Genomic DNA, 18,275 nt, shown 5'->3' on the forward strand with positions numbered 1-18,275 from the left:
AGCGGAGCCCGGCGGCCAGCGCTACCGCGGCATGGGGCAGCCCGCCTCCCGCGGTGACACCTCTGATCGTCCGCCGGGGTACAGCGGAGTGGAGGTCGACGGTTAGACGGCCGCCGCTGCGGAGGGCGGGTCGCCCCCGGACGAACGGCGGGCCGGGGCGTGCGCGGGGGACGCCCCGGTTCGTCCGTCGGTCCGCCACAATGGGGCGATGGCGGACGGGTGGCGGCTGGTGTGGGACGCGGTGCCGGGGCGGGACGGCCTGGACGCGTTCGCGAGCGTCGAGGACGACCGGGCGGGCTCGCACCCGGGCGTCCGGCACATCAGGGCGCTCGGAACGATGTACCGGTTCGACATTCACCATCCCGGCGACGTGGACCGCTCCCCCGACCGGCAGCGCCAGGAGGTCAAGGGCATGCGGGCGGACGGCCGGAAACTGGTCGTGGGCCGCGGCGAGACGTGGCGGTTCACCTGGTCGTGGTACCTGACGGGCGCGCTGCGGGCCACGACGAGCTTCACGCACGTGCACCAGTTCTTCGCGGGCGGCAAGGGCGGCTCGCCGGTGCTGGTCACGTCGCTGCGCCGCCGCGGCGGCCGCGACCTGCTGGAGCTGAACGCGATCCACGCGGGCGTCGTGGCCGGGGAGACGGACCTGCGTCCGCTCCGCAGCCGGTGGATCGACGTCGAGCTGGAGGCCCGGTTCGCCGAGGCGGGGGCCGTCCGGTGGCGGGTGTCGTCCGAGGACGGCGTCGCGGCGGACATCACCCGGGACGGCCTCGACCTGTGGAACAACAAGGGCGACATCGCCCCCAAATGGGGTATCTACCGCTCCCTGAAGGACGCGAAGCGCCTGTCCGACGCACACCTCCTGCTCAAGGACCTCCGCGCGTACCGTCCGGACTGATCGTCTCGAGGAGCTTCCCGAGGGTGTAGCGGATCACGCGGTCGTCCTCGGCGGCCAGGGCCGCGGCGATCACCGGACGGCATTCGGCGGTGCACGTCCGCTCCAGGGCGAAGCTCAGGGTGGAGCGGAGGTCGCGGTCGGGGGCGGTCAGGATCCAGTGCAGCGCCTCGTGCACCGGGCCGCCGGGGCGCGGCCCGCCGCGGCGCAGGCCGCGCGCCGTCGAGCGCAGGGCCCGGTGCCGGACCGGCCCGCACGGATCGGCGAGCAGCGGCGCCCACTCGTCCTCCGGCGGCGGCGCCCCCGCCTCGAGGAGCGCGCCGAGCGCCGCCGCGCGCACCTGCGGGTCCGGGTCGGCGAGCAGGGCCCGCGCCTGGGCGCCCCAGTGACGGACGTGCACGGCCGGCACGAGGCGGAGCGTCTCGTACCGGATGACGGGGTCCGGGTCGGTGAGCAGAACGGGCACGGCCTGCGGGCCCGCGTCCCGCTTCGCGGAGTGCAGCAGGCGGTGCGCGGCGGCGCGCCGCACGGCGACGGCGGGATCGGTGAGGGCGGCGTGCAGCATGGGCGCGGCCCAGGGCACCAGATCCCGCAAACCAGCGAGCGCCGTGACGGCTGCGGCCCGGACGTCCGGGGCGGGGTCGCGTAGTAGTGGCCGGGCGGCCCGTGCGAGCGTGTTCCGTTCGTCCGGGGCCCTGAGGGCGATGGTGGAGACCTGTTTCAGGGCCGCCAGGCGGGCGCGGGGGGCGGGGGCGGCGAGCAGGGCGCGCAGGACGGCGACGTCGCCCACGGCCGACGCGGCCGCGGCCCGGACGTCCGGATCGGGGTCGGCGAGCAGTTCGCGGATCGCCGTCTCGGCGGTCGGGCGGTCCAGTTCCCGCGAGGCGGCGACGTGGCCGATCGCGAGGCGGCGGACGCGGGGGTCGCCGCCGTGCAGCAGCGGCAGCGCGTGGCGGCCGACGTCCCGGCGCGCCCGGCGCAGCGCCCAGGCGGACGCCGCCCGGACGGGCGCGGACGGCGCGTGCAGGGCGGCGTCCGCCAGGGCCTCGCAGACGTGCGGCGGCGCCTGCTCGGTCCGCCGGTTGCCCATGCGGGCGGCCACCACGTGCGCGGTCCGGACGGCCTCGTCCGGATCGGCGTCGCGGAGGTCGGCGAGCCGGACGCCGCGGCGGTCGAAGTCCGAGCCGTACCGGTGGACCCGGGAGAACGGGTCGTCCAGCCATTCGTCGTACCAGGCGAGGAAGTCGGGGGCCGGGTGGTGGATCGGCGGGAACCAGTCGCGGCTCGCGTCGACCATGACGACGCGGCCCCGGCCCGGGCCGGAGAGGACGAGCCGCGACTCCGGCTCGGCCGTCTCGTGGTACTCCCATTCGATGTCGTGCTGGCGCGCGACCGGGAGGGTGCCCCGGTACATGTCCCAGTACGCCCACTCGGTCGTTTCCCGTGGCCACAGGGTCGGCAGGTCGTCCGGTCCGTAGGGGAACGTGCCGGCGAGCTGGGGATCGTGCAGGTCGGGGTCGAGGGCGAGCAGGCCCTGGTAGGGGCCCGGTCCGCCGTTGCCGATCGTGGTGACGAACCGGCGATAGGCGTCCGGGAGGCGGACGCCGTTGCGGTCCTCGAAGGCCGCCACGCGCTCCTCGGGGAGGGGAGGGCCGAACGGGGCGAGACGTCCGCGCAGCGCGGCGAGCTTCGCCGCCGTGCGGGCCAGTCGCTCCTCGATCATCACCGGATCGGACGGATCACCGTCCCCGGCGGTTCCGCGAAGTCAGGCGCGGGAGTCGGCGGTGGCGAGGACGGCCTGGATCTCGAGGGCGATCGCGATGGTGTCGCCGAGCATGACCTTGTCGCCCTGCAGCGGCACGTTGAACTCGATGCCGAAGTCACTGCGGCTGATGGACGTCGTCGCGGTGAAGCCCGCGCGGGTGCCGCCCCACGGGTCGGGGCTGATGCCGTGGAACTCGGTCAGCAGCCGGACCGGGCGGGTGACGTCCTTGATCGTCAGCTCGCCGTCGACGTGGTAGCGCGGGTTGCGGGCGCGGCGGCCGATCGCCGCCCGCTCGACGCGGTGGCCCGTGAACGTCATGACCGGGTGGTTGTCGACGTCGAGGAAGTCGGCCGAGCGGACGTGCGCGTCCCGTTCCGCGCTGCGGGTGTCGATCGAGGCCATCCGGATCTCCGCGTGCGCGCGGGAGTCGAGCGGGTCCTCGCCGATCTCCACCTCCCCGCCGAAGTCGGTGAACGAACCGCGCACCGTCGTCATCAGGTGCCGCACCGTGAACGTGATCTCCGAGTGCACCGGGTCGACGGTCCAGCGCCCGGCTTCGAGGTCGGACACCTCGGCCCCCATGGAACCCCCCAAATAGTGACAACCCAGAAAAACTACCTCATATCACCCCAAGATCGCCTAACGTGGACGGGTCTGACCTGCCGTTCGAGGGGAATGCTCCGCATGTGATCGGAGACCACGTCCTCGTCGGATACGTCCATGACGTCGGCGGCCGGGAGGCGCTCGACCTCGCGCGGGCCATCGTCGCGGTGACCGGCGGCCGGCTGAGCGTCGCGACCGTCCACGCCCCCGACCGGCCGGGCGCCGCGAGCGAGGCGCAGACCGTCCTGGAGCAGGCGGCCGCGCTCCTGGAGGAGGAACCCGCGGAGCTGCACGCCCAGGAGGGACGCAGCGTGGGGCGGGGGCTGACCGCGCTCGCCGGGCGGATCGGCGCGGACGTCATCGTCGTGGGGTCCCCCGAGGGCGGCGCGCACGGGCGCATCGGCGTCGGCGCCGCCGCCGACCACCTGCTGCACTCGGCGACGGAGGCCGTGATGCTCGCCCCGTCCGGGTACACCGCGCGGGACGGCCTCGACCGGATCACCGTCATGTACGTGCGCCGCCCGCAGTGCGACGAGGCGGTGGTGCGCGCGGCCGTCGCGGCCGAGCGGCTCGGCGTGCCGCTCCGCCTCGTCACGCTCTGTCTCGGCGAGGACCCCGAACGGCTCCGCGACGACCAGGCGCTCGCGATCAGGCTCGCGCTCGAGTCGGCGGACGTCCCGTCCGAGGACGTCACCGCCGAGCTCGCCGAGGGCGCCGACGTCGCGGCCGCGATGGACGACGTCGGCTGGGCCGACGGGGAGCTCCTCGTCTGCGCGTCCAGCGAGGACGCCGCCGCCCACCGCGTCTTCCTGGGCGAGGTGGCCCTCAAGGTCCTGCGGGCGGCGCCCTGCCCGGTGACCGTCCTCCCGAGGGGCTACTTCTGAGTAGTCGGAAATGACGGCTTGCCCGGATCGGCTTGCCGCGCGCTCTTTACCTCCGCTACATTCCGTCGAGATCAGAACGTGACCTTGATCGTGGAGCGGCGCGGCATGGACCCCATCGGCGAGAAGCTGCTCGAGGTGGCCCGGAAGGAACTGGGCTACACCGAGAAGGACGACGGGTACACCAAGTTCGGCGACTGGTGGACCGAGAACGTCGACGACGACAACAACCCGTACTTCACGACGGCCCCCTGGTGCGACATGTTCCTCGCCTGGGCCGCCGACAAGGCGGGCGTCACCGAGCAGGCCGGGCAGTTCGCCGCCACCCCCGACCACGCCAAGTGGTTCGAGGAGCACGACGCCTGGGGCGACGAACCCGAACCCGGCGCGATCGTCTTCTACGACTGGAGCGGCTCGAAGGACCTCGACCAGATCGACCACGTCGGCATCGTCGAGAAGGTCGACGGCAAGACGCTCCACACCATCGAGGGCAACGCCGACGGCTACAAGCTGACGCGCAAGACCCGCGACATGGACCAGGTCGTCGGGTTCGGCTACCCCGGCAAGGTGCAGGTGGCGCAGAAGTACACCCCCAAGCACGCCGCGCCCGCGCCCAAGGTCGACCAGCTCGCGAACCCGCGCGCCGCCACCGGCACCCACGAGCAGGACCGGAGCGCGCCCGCCGAACAGCAGCTCCCCGTCCAGGAGGTCGCGCTCGGCGGCGTCCTCGCGCTCGTCCTGTGCGGGACCGCCGCCCTGACCATCGGCCGCGCGGCCGCCGCCAAGACCCCGACCGCCCCGCCCATCCGCGTCCGCAAGCGCGGCAAGCACCACCGCCCCGCCGTCCCCGCCGCCCTCCCCGCCGACGTGACCCCCGCCGACCTGGACGCCGCCGACGCCGGCACCACGGTCATGCCCGCGCTCTCGCTGGCCGCGGCGCACGAAGCCGAGGACCGCGAGTTCTGGGGCCGCATCGCCCACCTCGAGGAGGACAACGAGCTCGCGTTCTGGAACTCCCTGCACGCCGAGACCACCGACTCGTCCACCGACAAGTACGCAACCGGTCTGAAGTTCCGCTAGAGTTATCCATGTCGCCAGGGGGCGAGCCCCCGAAAGGACAAGCGGACGTGGCTCAGTTGGTAGAGCATCACCTTGCCAAGGTGAGGGTCGCGGGTTCGAATCCCGTCGTCCGCTCTGAATGAGGCCCAGGCGGCCTCGCTCTGGTGGAGTGGCCGAGAGGCGAGGCAACGGCCTGCAAAGCCGTGTACACGGGTTCAAATCCCGTCTCCACCTCGCGACGCGTTTGCGCAAGGGCGATTAGCTCAGTGGGAGAGCGCTACCTTGACACGGTAGAGGTCACTGGTTCAATCCCAGTATCGCCCACTTCGAGGCGGTGCGGCTTGCTTGATGCAAGCATCTGCGCCATGGCCCGAGGTGTTTTCCTGGGGGGCGACCCCCAGACCCCCGATGTGGGGGCTCCGCCCCCACGCCCCCGGCTTTCGCCGGTTCGGCTTTCGTAAATCGTGCACTCGGCCGGTTCGGGCTTACACGCCTGTGCACCCTTGGGGTCCGGCCGTGCCGGCGGCAGCCCGGCCGGATGGCGGGCCAGCACGGCGCGCAGATCCTCCCCGTTCAGCAGCTCCATCACCAGGAACAGCGTGTCGGCGTCCTGGTCGATGTCGTGGACGACCGTGATGCCCGGGTGCTGGAGCCCGGCGGCGAGGTGGGCCTCCCGGCGGAACCGCGCGACGAGCGCCGGGTCGGCGGCGCCGTCCGCCAGGACCTTCACCGCCACGGGACGGTCGAGGCGCAGGTCCGTCGCCCGCCACACCCGGCCCATGCCGCCCCGGCCGATCGGGCTCTCCAGGCGGTAGCGGTCGGCCAGTCGCCGCCCAGAGTCCGCCCGCGCCTCCCCTTGATCGTTTCACCGCCGAGAGTACGGGGCCGGAGGGTGGTTCGCCCCGGACGTGCCGATTTCGGACACGACTATTAGGCTTGCCTAACTTTGATCTCGAGGGGGCGTCATGGCGGGCGGGCGGGACGTGCTGTGGGGCGCGGTTCGCGGGCAGCGCGGGGACGTGACGATCGCCGCGGCGCTGGCGTCGGGGCACCAGATCGGCGAGACGTTCGTGCCGGTGCTCATCGGGATCGCGATCGACGCGGCGGTGGGGCCGGGAGACGGGCGCGCGCTGCTCCTGTGGCTGGGCGTCCTGGCGATCGTGTACGTCGGGTTGTCGTGGTCGTTCCGGATCGGCGCGTACCGGGGGGAACGGGCCGGGGCGCGGGCGGCGCACGAGGTGCGGACGGCGATCGTGGCGCGGGTGCTGGACCCGCGGGGCGGCGCCGAACGGGGGCGGCTGCCCGGGGCGCTGGCGTCGATCGCGACGGAGGACGCCCGCCGGGTCGGGGCGGTCAACGTCGCGCTGATGGCCGGGATCGCCGCGGTCGTCGCGCTCGTCGCTAGCGCCGTCGTCCTGCTCGGGATCTCGGTGCCGCTGGGGCTGCTGGTGCTGCTCGGGGCGCCGCCGCTGCTGTGGGCGGGGCATCTGCTCAGCAAGCCGCTGGAGCGGCGCAGCCGTGCGGAGCAGGAACGGGGCGCGCACGCGTCGGCGGTCGCGGCGGACCTGGTCGGCGGGCTGCGGGTGCTGAAGGGCATCGGCGCGGAACGCGCGGCGGTGGAGCGGTACCGGGCGACGAGCGCCCGTTCGCTGGAGGCGACGCTGCGGGCGGCGCGGGCCGAGGCGTGGCAGAACGGGACGGTGCTGGCGCTCACGGGGATCTTCATCGCGATCGTCGCCCTCGTCGGCGGGCGGCTGGCCGCCGCCGGGGACATCGGGCTCGGGGAGCTGGTGAGCGCGGTGGGGCTCGCACTGCTGCTGCTGGGGCCGCTGTCGACGCTGTCGTGGGTGAACACCGAGCTGGCGCAGGGACGGGCGTCGGCGGCGCGGGTCGCGGAGGTGCTCGCGGCGCCGGAGGCGGTGCCGTCGGGGGCGGCGGAGCCGCTGGTCGCGGTGGACGGACGGGTGCGGCTGCGGGACGTCGCGTGCGGTTCGCTGGCCGGGGTGAGCTTCGAGGTCGAGCCCGGCGAGCTGCTGGGCGTCGTGGCCGACCCGGCCGACGCGTGGAACCTGCTGCGGTGCCTCGGCCGGGAGGTCGATCCGGACGCGGGGGCCGTCGAGCTGGACGGGGTGCCGCTCGCGACGCTGGCGCCGGGTGCGGTGCGCCGGTCGATCCTGGTGGCGCCGCACGACGCCGACCTGTTCGCGGGCGGGCTGGAGGACAACGTGGCGGCGGTCGCGCGGATCGACGTGGGCAAGGCGATGGCGGCCGCGGGCGCCGACGAGGTCCTGCGGGGCACCGTCCTCGGGGAGCGGGGCCGGACGCTGTCGGGCGGGCAGCGGCAGCGGGTGGCACTGGCGCGCGCCCTCGCGGCGGACGCGGACGTCCTGGTGCTGCACGATCCGACGACGGCGGTGGACGCGGTCACCGAGGCGCGCATCGCCGAGGGGCTGCGGGCGATTCGGGCGGGACGGACGACGATCGTGGTGACGGCGAGCCCGGCGCTGCTGGCGGTCGCCGACCGGGTGGTGCTGCTGGCGGAGGGGCGGGTGGCGGACACCGGTACCCACGCCGAGCTGGCCGGGCGCGCGGACTACCGGACGGCGGTGCTGGCGTGACGTTGCTTCCCACGGCGAGCGGCGCCCGGACGCGGGCGGTGCTGGGCGAGCTGGTCCGGCCGCACCGGGGGCTGGCGGTCGCCGGGTTCGGGGTGCTGACGGCGGCGACGGCGACCGGGCTGCTGACGGCGCCGCTGGTCGGGCGGATCGTCGACGCCGTCGCGCAGCGGGACCCGGACGTCATCACGTGGATCGTCGCCGGGCTGATCGCCGTGGCGGTGGTGCAGGGCGTCACGACCGCGGCGGGGCTGTCGCTGGTGTCGCGGCTCGGCGAGACGGTGCTGGCGAGGCTGCGGGAACGGTTCGTCGAGCGGGCGCTGCACCTTCCGCTGGACGAACTGGAGCGTGCGGGCTCGGGCGACCTCGTCGCGCGGGTCACCGGGGACGTGTCGCTGGTCGCGGAGGCGGTGCGGCGGGCGCTGCCCGAGCTGGTGCGGTCGTCGCTGGCGATCGTCCTGACGCTGGGGGCGCTCGCCGTGCTGGACTGGCGGTTCCTGCTCGCGGCGCTGTGCGCGGCGCCGGTGCAGGCGTACACGGCGCGCTGGTACGTGCGGCGGGCCGTGCCGCTGTACGCGGAGCAGCGGGTGGCGAACGGGGCGCAGCAGCAGCAACTGCTGGACGGCATCGGCGGTGCGGCGACCGTGCGGGCGTTCCGGCTGGAGGACGAGCACACGGGCCTCGTCGCGCGGAAGTCGCGGGCGCTGGTCGAGCTGACGATGCGCACGATCCACCTGGTGCTGCGGTTCTACTGCCGGCTGCACGTGGCGGAGTACACCGGGCTCGCGGCGGTGCTGGTCGCCGGGTTCGTGCTGGTGGACGGCGGTCACGCGTCGATCGGGACGGCGACGGCGGCGGCGCTGTACTTCCACAACCTGTTCGCGCCGATGAACACGGTCCTGGTCCTGATCGACGACGCGCAGGCGGCCGGGGCGGGCCTCGCGCGGCTCGTCGGGGTCGCCGACCGTCCGGCGCCGGGCGCCCCGGCGGAGACCGCGCCGGGCGACGGCTCGGTGACGGTCGAGGCGGTCGAGCACGAGTACGTGCCGGGACGTCCGGTGCTGCACGGGATCGACCTGCGGGTGCGGCCCGGGGAGCGGGTCGCGCTGGTGGGCGCGAGCGGCGCCGGGAAGACGACGCTGGCGAAGCTGGTGGCGGGCGTGCACGCGCCGACGGGCGGCACGGTCCGGGCGGACGACGTGGCGCTGGTGACGCAGGAGGTGCACGTGTTCGCCGGGACGCTCGCCGAGGACCTGCGGCTCGCGGCCCCGGACGCGTCGGCCGAGCGCCTGCGGGACGCGCTCGCGCGGGTCGGCGCGCTGGAGTGGGCGGAGGAGGAACTGCCGGACGGTTTCGGCACCGTCGTCGGGGAGGGCGGGCACCGGCTGACGAGCGCGCGGTCGCAGCAACTCGCGCTGGCCCGGCTGATCCTCGCGGACCCCCGCGTGGCCGTGCTGGACGAGGCGACGGCGGAGGCGGGCAGCGCGGGCGCGAAGGTCCTGGAGCGGGCGGCGGAGCGCGCCGTGGAGGGCCGGACGGCGCTGGTGGTGGCGCACCGGCTGACGCAGGCCGCGTCCGCCGACCGGGTGGTGGTGATGGACGGCGGCCGCGTCGTGGAGAGCGGCACGCACGACGAACTCCGCGCGGCGGGCGGCGCCTACGCCGCGCTCTGGTCGGCATGGTCGGGCTCGCGCGACGCCTAGGCGAGCGACTTGAGGCGGTGCGCGGGGAGTTCCAGGACGGTCACGTCGCGGGCCCAGGCGGGGACCTCGGCGCGGGCCTCGCGCTTGGTGAGCCCGCGGGTGCGCATCAGCGCGTCGCGCCAGGCGTTCGCGACCTTCCCGTGCGCGCGGTCCATGAGCGTGCGGGCGAGCGTGCCGGACGGGGGGCGGCGGACGGCGTCCACGTGCGTCCCGCGCGCGGTCAGCTCGTAGACGGGCGCGAGGATCTCGGCGGGTTCGGCGAGGTCGGCGGCGGTGAACACGCGGACGCGTTCCGCGCGGGTGGCGAGCAGGACGCGTACGAGCGCGGGTTCGAGCCCGGGCGGCAGCGCGATCGCGGCGCGGCGGACGGTCGCGGCGTACGGCTTGGCGAGCCAGGTCGTCAGCCGGACGCGGGGGACGTTCGGCAGCACGTCCTTCGGCCACGCGCCGACGAGGACGTCGGGGTGCAGGTCGGCGACCGACGCGGCCGTGAGCTCCTGCGCGGCCGCCGACTCCACCGACTGCGGGCCGTGCGTGTAGATGGCGGCGGCGAACCGGTCGGCGCGGGCGACGGCGGCGGGCAGCGTCTTCGTGGTGGGGCGCAGGACGTACAGGTCGGCGGCCGACCCGATCGCCTCGGCGCCGAAGTAGCGGTTGAAGTCGGGGTAGATCGCCTCGGCGAGGAGGTTCAGCTCGCCGAGGGCGTGCTGCACCTTGAGGGCGAGCGCGGGGGTGAGGTCGCCGGCGCCGTAGGCGAGCAGGACGCGGCCCCGCGCGAGGTCGCCGAGGCCCTCGACGGCGCGGGCGGCGAACAGGCCGACGCCGTCCGGGGTGTAGGGCGGGTCGGTGATCGCGAGGTCGTGGTCGCGGGCCGCGGGCGGCAGGCCGAGCCGCAGGTCGGCCCAGCGGGTGCGGACGTCGAGGCCGAGCTTCTCGGCCTCGGCGTCGATGTGGGCGAGGATGCGGTCGTCGATGTCGACGACGGTCGTCCGGACGTCCGGGTGGACGAGGCCGACGGCGAGCGAGGTCAGGTCGTGGTCGCCGACGCACAGCAGGCGGGGGGCGGGCGCGCCCGGCGGGCGGAAGCGGGCGCCGAGGAACAGCGCCCGGCGGACGACGGTCTCGGGGGTGGCGGACACGTGGTCGAGGGCGCGCCGCGCGCGGGGCGCGCGGGCGATGAGGTCGGCGAGGACCTCGACGGCCGGCGCGTGCGCGGGCAGCAGGTGCCCGACGGGGTCGGCCGGGGCGGCGTGCGCCGGGACGGGCGCGGGCGGGACGCGGCGGTAGCGGTCGCCGGACCGCTCGACCGGGACGGTGCGCAGCAGCGCCTCGATCGAGCGGCGCGGCGCGGCCGTCGCGCGGACGAGCTCGGCGCGGGTGCGCCAGCCCTCCGCGAGGAGGGCGAGCGCGGCGTGGACCCGCACCGGTTCCATGCCGTCCACGACCGGCAGCGCCGCGTCCTCGCCGCCCGCGCCGATCTCGTGGGCACCGGGTTCGTCCATCCGGGCAGTTTATTGCCCGCCGGTCAGTAGCCGGGTCCGCTGAGCAGGCCGCCGTCGGCGACGTCCGGGTCGAGGGCCAGCTCGGTGGCGATGCCGCCGGGATGGATCGAGTTGACCCGGATGCCGAACCGGCCGAGTTCCTGCGCGGCGGCCTTGGTGACGCCGCGGACGCCGAACTTGCTCGCCGCGTACGCCGACAGGCCCGCGTACCCCTCGACGGACGACGTCCGCGGTCCACAACCGCCCGCACCGCGGCCGTCCAGTCGTCCTGCCTCGTGACGTCCATCGGGACGAACACCGCCCCGGTCTCCGCGGCGAGCGCCTCGCCCAGGTTGTGCAGGAGGTCGCCGAACACGACCTCCGCGCCCTCGGCGACGAACCGGCGCACGTGCGCCGCGCCGATGCCGCGGGCCCCGCCCGTGATCAGCGCGATCTTGCCGTCGAGTCTTGCCATGGATCCCTCATTCCGGAAAGGCGATGGCGACGCGGCCCTCGGCCACCGCCCGCTCGATGGACGCCCGCAGCGCCGTGCAGGTCCGGACGCGCGCGGCGGGCTCGCCGGCGGCCACCCGCGGGGCGATCTCCCCGCAGGCGGCCGCCGCGTCGGTCGTCCACTGGACGCTGGTGTGCGGCGGGGTGACCTTCTCGACGAGCACCCGGGTGCCGCACGCCCCGCAGTCGACCGGCTGCGCGCTCACGTGCGCTGCGACGCCGGGATCATCGAGAACGAGACGCCGTTGGCGACGTTCTCGGCGACCTCCCGCTGCCACGTCTCGACGGCGCGGGACGTGTCGATCTCGAACTCGAACCGGTTCGTCATCTCGGGCGTGACGTCCTCGACGTCCACGTAGAACTGCTCGTACCAGCGGCGGAGCTGGTAGACGGGCCCGTCCTGGTCGCACAGCAGCGGGTTGTCGATCGGGGCCTTGTTCTTCCAGATCTCGACGTCCTGGAGGAACCCGAGCCCGACGCCCTCGGCGACCTGCGCGGCCATCGCGTCGGCCTCCTCGTCGGACATGCCGGGGAACTTCCTGACGATCGCGCCCCACTGGAGCATGAAGCTGTTCGACGTGATCGGGTAGTGGCAGTTGATCAGGACGGTCTCGACCGTGACGCCCTCGGCCTCGTTCCACAGGTGGTCGATCATGTAGGACGGCCCGTAGTACGCCGCCTCCGACCGCTGGTCGATCTTCTGGTCGGCGGGGCCCGGGATCATCCCGAGGTGCGCATCGTCGCGGGACGTCCCGTCGAAATACTGGGTCGCGACGTGCCCCTCGAAGACGTTCTTGAAGTACGTCGGCAGCGCGTAGTGGACGTAGAAGAAGTGCGCCATGTCGACGACGTTGTCGACGATCTCGCGGCAGTGGGAGTTCTCGACGCGGAGCGTGTTCCACGTCCAGTTGCTCCACTCGTCGCTGAACGCGCCCTCGATGCGCGGGATCGTCACCTCCGGCGGCGGCGGGTTGCCCTGCGGGTCGTTCCAGACGAACAGCTGCCCGTTCTCCTCCAGCGTCGGCCAGGAGCCGGTGCGGGCGGCGCGGGGGACGCGCTTGGCGTACGGGATGCCGGCGCAGCGGCCGTCCCCGCCCCAGCGCCAGTCGTGGAACGGGCACGCGATCGCGTCGCCCTTGACGGTCCCCCGGGTGAGGTTCCCGCCCATGTGGGGGCAGAAGCCGTTGAGGACGTGCAGGCCGCCGCTCTCGCCCTGAAAGACGACGAGCGTGGTGCCGAACGCCTCGACGGCGTGCGGCTTCCCGTCCTTGAACGAGTCGGCCAGGCCCAGGCAGTGCCAGCCCCGGGCGAACCGCTCGGGCGGCGGCGCGGCCTCGATGACGCGGTGGTTCATGCCTTTCCTCCCTGTGTGACGGGGTTCTGCGCTGCGGCGATGCGGGTGGCGGCGACGTAGCCGAACGTCATCGCGGGGCCGATCGTGGCGCCCGGCCCCGGGTAGGTCTCGCCGGTCACGGCGGCCGAGCAGTTCCCGGTGGCGTACAGGCCCGCGATGGGGGTGCCGTCCTCGCGCAGGACGCGCGCATCGGCGTCGGTGACGAGCCCGCCCTTCGTGCCGATGTCGCCCGGGACGACCCGGACCGCGTAGAACGGGCCCTTCTCCAGCGGCGCGAGGTTCGGGTTCGGCAGCGTCGGGTCGCCGTAGTAGTTGTCGTAGGCGCTGTCGCCCCGCCCGAAGTCGGCGTCCCGCCCCGCGCGGGCGAACCCGTTGAACCGCTCGATCGTCGCCTCCAGCCGCGCGGCGGGCACGCCGATCTCGGCGGCCAGCGCGGCGGGCGTCGCGGCCGTCTTCACGGCCCCGGTCTCGTGCCAGCGCCTCGGGAACTTCTGGCCCGGGAACAGCCCGACGACGATGTAGCGCGACTTCGCCCGCGCATCGATGATCATCCACGAGTTCATCGCGGGCTCGCCGTGCTCGTACATCCGGTCGACGAACTCGTGGTACGGCAGCGACTCGCGCGCGTACCGCTCCCCGTTCCCGTCCACGATCACCATCGCGGGGACGGCCCGGTCGGCGACGAGGAAGAACGGCGGGCCGTCCGGCGTCGGGACCGACGGCGCGCCCCACACCTTCTCCATCAGGTCGACGGCCGCGCCCGCGCGGAGCCCCGCGACCAGCGTGTCGCCCGTCTGCCCCTCGGCGGCGTGCGTCCAGTCCGTGGTGGTGGGCGACGGGAGGTACTTCTCACGGAGGTCCTGGGCGTGCGAGAACCCGCCGGCGGCCAGGATCACCCCGTGCCGCGCCCGCACGGTCACCTCCCGCCCGCCGCGCCGCACCCGGACGCCGGTGACGCGGCCGTCCTCGATCACCAGGTCGCGGAACGGGCTGTTCAGCCACAGCTCGCCGCCCGCCTCCGCCAGCGCCAGCCGGAGCCGCGCGACGAGCGCCTCGCCGAGCGACAGCAGCCTGCGGCCGGTCAGCAGGGCGCCGACCGCGCGCAGCGCGACGCGGGCGGCCGTCCGCTTCCCCTTCCAGGTGCGGGTGACCATGTTGAGCTTGCCGAAGTCGGCGGACGTCATCGTGAGGCCGTAGGTGGGGAGGCCGGCGCGGCGCATCCGCGCGAACTCGGGGCCGAGCCTGCGGCCGTCCACGATGCACGGCTCCACCGACCGTCCCTCCGGCTTCCCGCCCGGACGCTCCGGGTAGTAGTCGGAGTAGCCGGGGGTGTAGACGAACCGCACCCAGCGCGTCCGGTCGTGCAGGTAGCGCAGCATCTCCGGGCCGCGCGCCAGGTAGGCGTCCTTGCGCGCGGCGGGCACCCGCTCCCCCACCGTCGCGTCCATGTACGCGCGGGCGTTCTCGGGGGTGTCGCGCTGCCCCGCCTCCTCCAGGTACAAATTGTTCGGCACCCAGATCGCGCCGCCGGACAGCGCGGTCGAACCGCCGTACCGGTCGGTCTTCTCGATGACGACCGCGGACAGCCCGCGCAGCCGGGCGGTGAGACCGGCGGTGAGCCCGCCCGCGCCGGAACCGACCACCACGACGTCGTACTCGTGCTCGTGCTCGCGCTCTTTGTCCGTGTCCGCTGTGTCCATGTGCTTCTCCGGCTAGGCGTCGGCCGCGGCGTGGCCGCCAGCGTGGCCGCCGGCGTGGTCGCTGGTGTGGAAGTCGCCGCGGTAGTAGAGCAGCGGGCCGCCGCCGTCGCGCGCGTCCAGTTCCCGGACGGAGCCGACCACGATCAGATGGTCGCCCGCCTCGTGGACGTCGGCAACGGTGCAGTCGACGGTGGCGAGGGCCCCGTCGAGGTGGGCGGTGCCGTGCGGCGAGCGGGTCCAGGCGAGGCCCGCGAACTTGTCCCCGCCGCTCACGGCGAAGGCCCGGCACACGTCCCGCTGCCCGGCGGCGAGGACGTTCACCGCGAACCGTCCGGTACCGGCCATCTTCGGCCAGCTGGTGGACGTCCGCGCGACGCAGAACAGGACGAGCGGCGGGTCCAGCGACAGCGACGCGAACGACCGGCACGCGAAGCCCGCCGGGCGTCCCGCGTCGTCGATCGAGGTGACGACGGTGATCCCGGACGCGAACCGGCCCAGTGCGTCCCGGAACGCGGCCTCGTCGGGGGTCCGGGCGGGCGCCGTCACAGCATCACGTCCGTGACCTCGAGGCCGAGCGCGCCCTGGCCGTACAGGGACAGCGCGCGCTCGGGGTCGTTGACGGCGTGGACGCGCCCCGCGTGGGCGTCGCGCCAGGCGCGGCCGACGGGGTTGCCCTCGCCGAGGGCGCGGCCGCCGGCGTTCTCGAACAGCAGGTCGACGGCCTTGATGGCGCGGGCGGTGCCGAGCACCTGGTCGCGGCGGGTGCGGAGCCGCAGCTTGAGGCCGAACTCGCGGCCCGCCTCGGCGTCGGCCATCAGGTCGCGGATGTTGCGGTCCATCAGCGTCCACGCCGCGTCGATCTCGCTGGCGGCGGTGGCGATGCGGACGTGCGCGTGCGGGTCCTCGGCGACCTTCTGGCCGCCGTAGGAGATCCGGATGCGCTCCCGGGTGGCCTTGAGGTAGGCGTCGAGGGCGCCCTGCGCGATCCCGGCGATCGGCATGCTGATCGTCGTGCTGAACACCGCCGCGTACGGCAGCCGATAGATCGGCCCGGTGTTGAGCTCCTGGCCGGGGCAGGCGAGGGCGGAGGTGTCGGCGAAGCCGAGCGTGCGGTGCTCGGGGACGAACGCGCCCTCGACGACGATGTCGTTGCTGCCGGTGCCGCGCAGGCCGATCGTGTTCCAGACGTCCTCGATCCGGTAGTCGGCGCGGGGCAGCAGGAACGTGCGCATGTCGGGCGGGCCGCCGTCCTGGTCGAAGATCAGCCCGCCGAGGAACACCCAGTCGGCGTGGTCGCAGCCGGACGAGAAGCTCCACCGGCCGTCCAGCCGGAACCCGCCGTCGACGCGGGTGACCTGGCCGGTCGGGGCGTAGGACGAGGAGATGCGGGCGTTCTGGTCGGCGCCCCACACGTCCTGCTGCGCCCGCACGGGGAACAGGCCGAGCTGCCACGGGTGGACGCCGACGACCGACGCGACCCAGCCGGTCGACCCGCAGGCCGCGGCGATCTCCCGCACCGCCCGGTAGAACGTCGCCGGGTGGGCCTCGTGGCCACCGAACGCCTTCGGCTGCAGCAGCCGGAAGAACCCGGCGTCCGCCAGTTCCTTGACGGTCGCCTCGGGGATCCGCCGCGCCGCCTCGGCCTCCGCCGCCCGCTCGGCGATGCCGGGCACGAGGCCCCGGACGGCCTCGAGAACCTGTTCGCTCATACTCGCTCCTTGCTCCCGCGCCGGGTGATGCGGATCACTCGGCGGCTTGCGAGCACGCTAGGCGAGGTGTTCCAATTAGAAATACGACCTTCCCGGTCACCGGGAAGGTCGCTCGGGACGGGGAGAAAGGAACGACCCCATGCCGGCACCCGCAGCGGCGACCGCGCCGCCCCTGGAGTCCTCGATGCTGGCCCGGGCGGCCCGCATCCTGTACGCCTTCACCACGACCACGCCGGAGCTGTCGATGAGCGACGTCGTCCGGCGCACCGGCCTGCCCCGCTCCTCGGTGCACCGCATCATGGACCAGCTCGTCCGGCTCCGGGCGCTGGAGCGGACCGGCTCCCGCTACCGGCTCGGCCTCGGCCTGCTCGAGCTGGGCGCGCTCGCCGTGCACCAGAACCGGCTGCGCGAGACGGCGCTGCCGCACCTGCGCGCCCTGCACGCGGCCACCGGCGCGATGGTGCACCTGGCCGTGCTGGACGGCCACGAGATCGTCTACCTGGAGAAGATCGGCGGCTCGGCGGGCGGGCGCGCGCCGTCCCGGCTGGGCGGCCGCCAGCCCGCGTACTGCACCGGCGCGGGCAAGGCGATCCTGGCGTTCGCGGACGCGGACCGGCTCGCCGAGGCGCTCGCGGCGGGGCTGCCCGCCCGCACCCCGTTCACGATCACCGACGAGCGGGTGCTGCGCCGCGAGCTGGCGCGGATCCGCGAGCACGGCGTCGCGTTCGACCGGGAGGAGGGCTACCGGGGCATCGCGTGCATCGCCGCGCCGCTGCGGGACGCCGGCGGCGCCCCGGTCGCGGCGATCTCGATCTCCGGGCCGCCCGCGAAGATGGACCCGCAGCGGCTCGTCCCGCCGCTGCTGACGACGTCGCGGGCGGTGTGGCGGGCGCTGTTCGCGCCCGGACGGCGCCGGGCGGACGCGCCCCCGGCGGCCGAATCCGGTTTCCCGGTCATCGGGAAGGGGTGACGCCGGGGACGTGTGACGCTCCTTACGTTGAGGCCGTTTTCCCCGGTCACGACCTTCGGGAGCCGCCCCCATGCGAAGAACCACCGTCCTCGGCGCCGCCGCGCTCGCCGCCGCGCCGCTGTTCACCGTCCCGAGCGCGCACGCCGCGCCGTCCGCCCCGCCCGGGGCCGTCCAGCGGCACGGCGGGCACGGGCCCGCGTCCCGCCTCGCCGGCGTCGAGGGCACGGTCAACCTCCGCGACCTCGGCGGGTACGAGACGTACTTCCACGCCCGCGTCCGGCCCGGCGCGGTCTACCGCGCGGACGCGCTGAACCACGTCACCGACGCGGGCCTGGCGAAGCTCGCCGAACTGGGGATCGAGCGCGTCGTCGACTTCCGCACGCCCCTCGAGGTCGCGACGGACGGTCCCGACCGGCTGCCGGACGGCCTGCGCGTCACCGCGCGCCCGGTCGACGACACCGGCATGTACGCCGCCGTGAACGCGGCGATCGGCTCGAAGGACCCGGCGCGGCAGGAGGCCGTGCTCGGCGACGGCCGGGGCGCCGCGATCATGCGGACCCTGTACCGGAGCTTCGTCACCGATCCCGAGTCGGCGGCGGCGTTCGGCCGCACGCTGCGCGAAACGGCCGACCGCTCGAAGACGCCGCTGGTCTTCCACTGCACCAGCGGCAAGGACCGCACGGGCTGGATGAGCTACCTGCTGCTGCGGGCCGTCGGCGTCCCGCACCGGACGGCGATGCACGACTACCTGCTGTCCAACGAGTACCGGGCCGAGACGGACGCGGCCGTGCGCGCGCGCCTGGAAGCCGCCGGGTACATGCAGAACGCCGAACTGCTGAAGCCGATCCAGGACGTGCGTCCCGAGTACCTGGAGGCGGCGCTGGACGAGGTCCGGCGCGAGTACGGGTCGGTGGAGCGCTACCTGCGCGACGGCCTCGGCATCGACGGCCGCACCCGCGCGCGGCTACGCCACGACCTGCTGACGAGCCGCTGAGCGACGCACGCGAACGGGCCGCCGGGCGCC

Annotated in this window: 17 protein-coding genes, 3 tRNA genes and 1 pseudogene; 10 read left to right on the top strand and 11 right to left on the bottom strand. The window is 74.5% G+C overall.

Annotated features, from left to right (window positions below; translation table 11 throughout):
• Positions 1-208: 208 nt before the first annotated feature.
• Positions 209-901: a hypothetical protein gene (locus AB0L25_RS25740; protein WP_500175238.1), complete on the top strand. Its 693-nt coding sequence runs from the start codon at positions 209-211 to the stop codon at positions 899-901.
• On the opposite strand, the gene AB0L25_RS25745 is transcribed toward AB0L25_RS25740, so the two are convergent.
• Together AB0L25_RS25745 and AB0L25_RS25750 are read right to left on the bottom strand one after the other, a co-directional pair.
• On the bottom strand, positions 870-2,621 hold the full coding sequence (locus AB0L25_RS25745) for a HEAT repeat domain-containing protein (RefSeq protein WP_500175239.1): 1,752 nt from the start codon (positions 2,619-2,621) through the stop codon (positions 870-872). The genes AB0L25_RS25740 and AB0L25_RS25745 overlap by 32 nt on opposite strands.
• A 42-nt stretch (positions 2,622-2,663) precedes the next feature.
• Complete coding sequence (locus AB0L25_RS25750; protein ID WP_500175240.1) at positions 2,664-3,245, bottom strand: YceI family protein; 582 nt, start codon at positions 3,243-3,245, stop codon at positions 2,664-2,666.
• Positions 3,246-3,349: 104 nt separating this feature from the next.
• Here AB0L25_RS25750 and AB0L25_RS25755 point away from each other — a divergent pair, with 104 nt between their 5' ends.
• The 5 genes from AB0L25_RS25755 (at position 3,350) to AB0L25_RS25775 (ending at position 5,530) form a co-directional block, all read left to right on the top strand.
• A complete protein-coding gene (locus AB0L25_RS25755; RefSeq protein WP_500175241.1) occupies positions 3,350-4,150 on the top strand; it encodes a universal stress protein in 801 nt (266 codons plus the stop codon).
• Between the two features lie 78 nt (positions 4,151-4,228).
• The gene (locus AB0L25_RS25760; RefSeq protein ID WP_500175242.1) at positions 4,229-5,227 is read left to right on the top strand and encodes a CHAP domain-containing protein; all 999 of its coding nucleotides are present in this window, start codon (positions 4,229-4,231) and stop codon (positions 5,225-5,227) included.
• 41 nt (positions 5,228-5,268) lie between these two features.
• Positions 5,269-5,341 (top strand) — tRNA-Gly (locus tag AB0L25_RS25765).
• Positions 5,342-5,369: 28 nt separating this feature from the next.
• A tRNA-Cys gene (locus tag AB0L25_RS25770) sits at positions 5,370-5,440 on the top strand.
• A gap of 18 nt (positions 5,441-5,458) precedes the next feature.
• Positions 5,459-5,530 (top strand) — tRNA-Val (locus AB0L25_RS25775).
• On the opposite strand, the gene AB0L25_RS25780 is transcribed toward AB0L25_RS25775, so the two are convergent.
• Positions 5,484-6,032: a protein kinase domain-containing protein gene (locus AB0L25_RS25780; protein ID WP_500175290.1), complete on the bottom strand. Its 549-nt coding sequence runs from the start codon at positions 6,030-6,032 to the stop codon at positions 5,484-5,486. The genes AB0L25_RS25775 and AB0L25_RS25780 overlap by 47 nt on opposite strands.
• 139 nt (positions 6,033-6,171) lie before the next feature.
• Between AB0L25_RS25780 and AB0L25_RS25785 the strand changes: the two genes are divergently transcribed.
• A complete protein-coding gene (locus AB0L25_RS25785; protein WP_500175243.1) occupies positions 6,172-7,824 on the top strand; it encodes an ABC transporter ATP-binding protein in 1,653 nt (550 codons plus the stop codon).
• The gene (locus AB0L25_RS25790) at positions 7,821-9,524 is read left to right on the top strand and encodes an ABC transporter ATP-binding protein (RefSeq protein WP_500175244.1); all 1,704 of its coding nucleotides are present in this window, start codon (positions 7,821-7,823) and stop codon (positions 9,522-9,524) included. Before AB0L25_RS25785 ends, AB0L25_RS25790 begins: the two co-directional genes overlap by 4 nt.
• Here AB0L25_RS25790 and AB0L25_RS25795 read toward each other — a convergent pair.
• The 8 genes and pseudogenes from AB0L25_RS25795 to hsaA all read right to left on the bottom strand — a co-directional run bounded on the left by AB0L25_RS25795 (position 9,521) and on the right by hsaA (position 16,281).
• Positions 9,521-11,026 carry a bis-aminopropyl spermidine synthase family protein gene (locus tag AB0L25_RS25795; RefSeq protein ID WP_500175245.1) on the bottom strand — a complete coding sequence of 502 codons (1,506 nt, stop codon included), beginning with the start codon at positions 11,024-11,026 and terminating at the stop codon, positions 9,521-9,523. The genes AB0L25_RS25790 and AB0L25_RS25795 overlap by 4 nt on opposite strands.
• Before the next feature lie 23 nt (positions 11,027-11,049).
• Positions 11,050-11,289, bottom strand: coding sequence for an SDR family NAD(P)-dependent oxidoreductase (locus AB0L25_RS25800; protein ID WP_500175291.1), 240 nt, complete (start codon positions 11,287-11,289; stop codon positions 11,050-11,052).
• A 26-nt stretch (positions 11,290-11,315) separates the two neighbouring features.
• Positions 11,316-11,480, bottom strand: a pseudogene (locus AB0L25_RS25805) (SDR family NAD(P)-dependent oxidoreductase); the annotation flags it as partial.
• Between the two features lie 7 nt (positions 11,481-11,487).
• Positions 11,488-11,724 (bottom strand): hypothetical protein, encoded by a 237-nt coding sequence (locus AB0L25_RS25810; protein ID WP_500175246.1) that lies wholly within the window; start codon positions 11,722-11,724, stop codon positions 11,488-11,490.
• Entirely contained in the window at positions 11,721-12,872 is a 1,152-nt protein-coding gene (locus AB0L25_RS25815) for a 3-ketosteroid-9-alpha-monooxygenase, oxygenase component (RefSeq protein WP_500175247.1), read from the bottom strand. The genes AB0L25_RS25810 and AB0L25_RS25815 overlap by 4 nt, the downstream gene beginning before the upstream one ends.
• Entirely contained in the window at positions 12,869-14,572 is a 1,704-nt protein-coding gene (locus AB0L25_RS25820) for an FAD-dependent oxidoreductase (RefSeq protein ID WP_500175248.1), read from the bottom strand. Before AB0L25_RS25820 ends, AB0L25_RS25815 begins: the two co-directional genes overlap by 4 nt.
• 12 nt (positions 14,573-14,584) lie before the next feature.
• A complete protein-coding gene (locus AB0L25_RS25825) occupies positions 14,585-15,118 on the bottom strand; it encodes a flavin reductase family protein (RefSeq protein WP_500175249.1) in 534 nt (177 codons plus the stop codon).
• Positions 15,115-16,281, bottom strand: coding sequence for a 3-hydroxy-9,10-secoandrosta-1,3,5(10)-triene-9,17-dione monooxygenase oxygenase subunit (gene hsaA / locus AB0L25_RS25830; protein ID WP_500175250.1), 1,167 nt, complete (start codon positions 16,279-16,281; stop codon positions 15,115-15,117). The genes AB0L25_RS25825 and hsaA overlap by 4 nt, the downstream gene beginning before the upstream one ends.
• A 139-nt stretch (positions 16,282-16,420) precedes the next feature.
• Between hsaA and AB0L25_RS25835 the strand changes: the two genes are divergently transcribed.
• Complete coding sequence (locus tag AB0L25_RS25835; protein WP_500175251.1) at positions 16,421-17,251, top strand: IclR family transcriptional regulator; 831 nt, start codon at positions 16,421-16,423, stop codon at positions 17,249-17,251.
• A gap of 70 nt (positions 17,252-17,321) precedes the next feature.
• Positions 17,322-18,245 carry a tyrosine-protein phosphatase gene (locus AB0L25_RS25840; RefSeq protein WP_500175252.1) on the top strand — a complete coding sequence of 308 codons (924 nt, stop codon included), beginning with the start codon at positions 17,322-17,324 and terminating at the stop codon, positions 18,243-18,245.
• Positions 18,246-18,275 lie beyond the last annotated feature (30 nt).

Origin of the sequence: Spirillospora sp. NPDC052242 (assembly GCF_040679555.1) — a bacterium.
Taxonomy (GTDB): Bacteria; Actinomycetota; Actinomycetes; order Streptosporangiales; family Streptosporangiaceae; genus Spirillospora.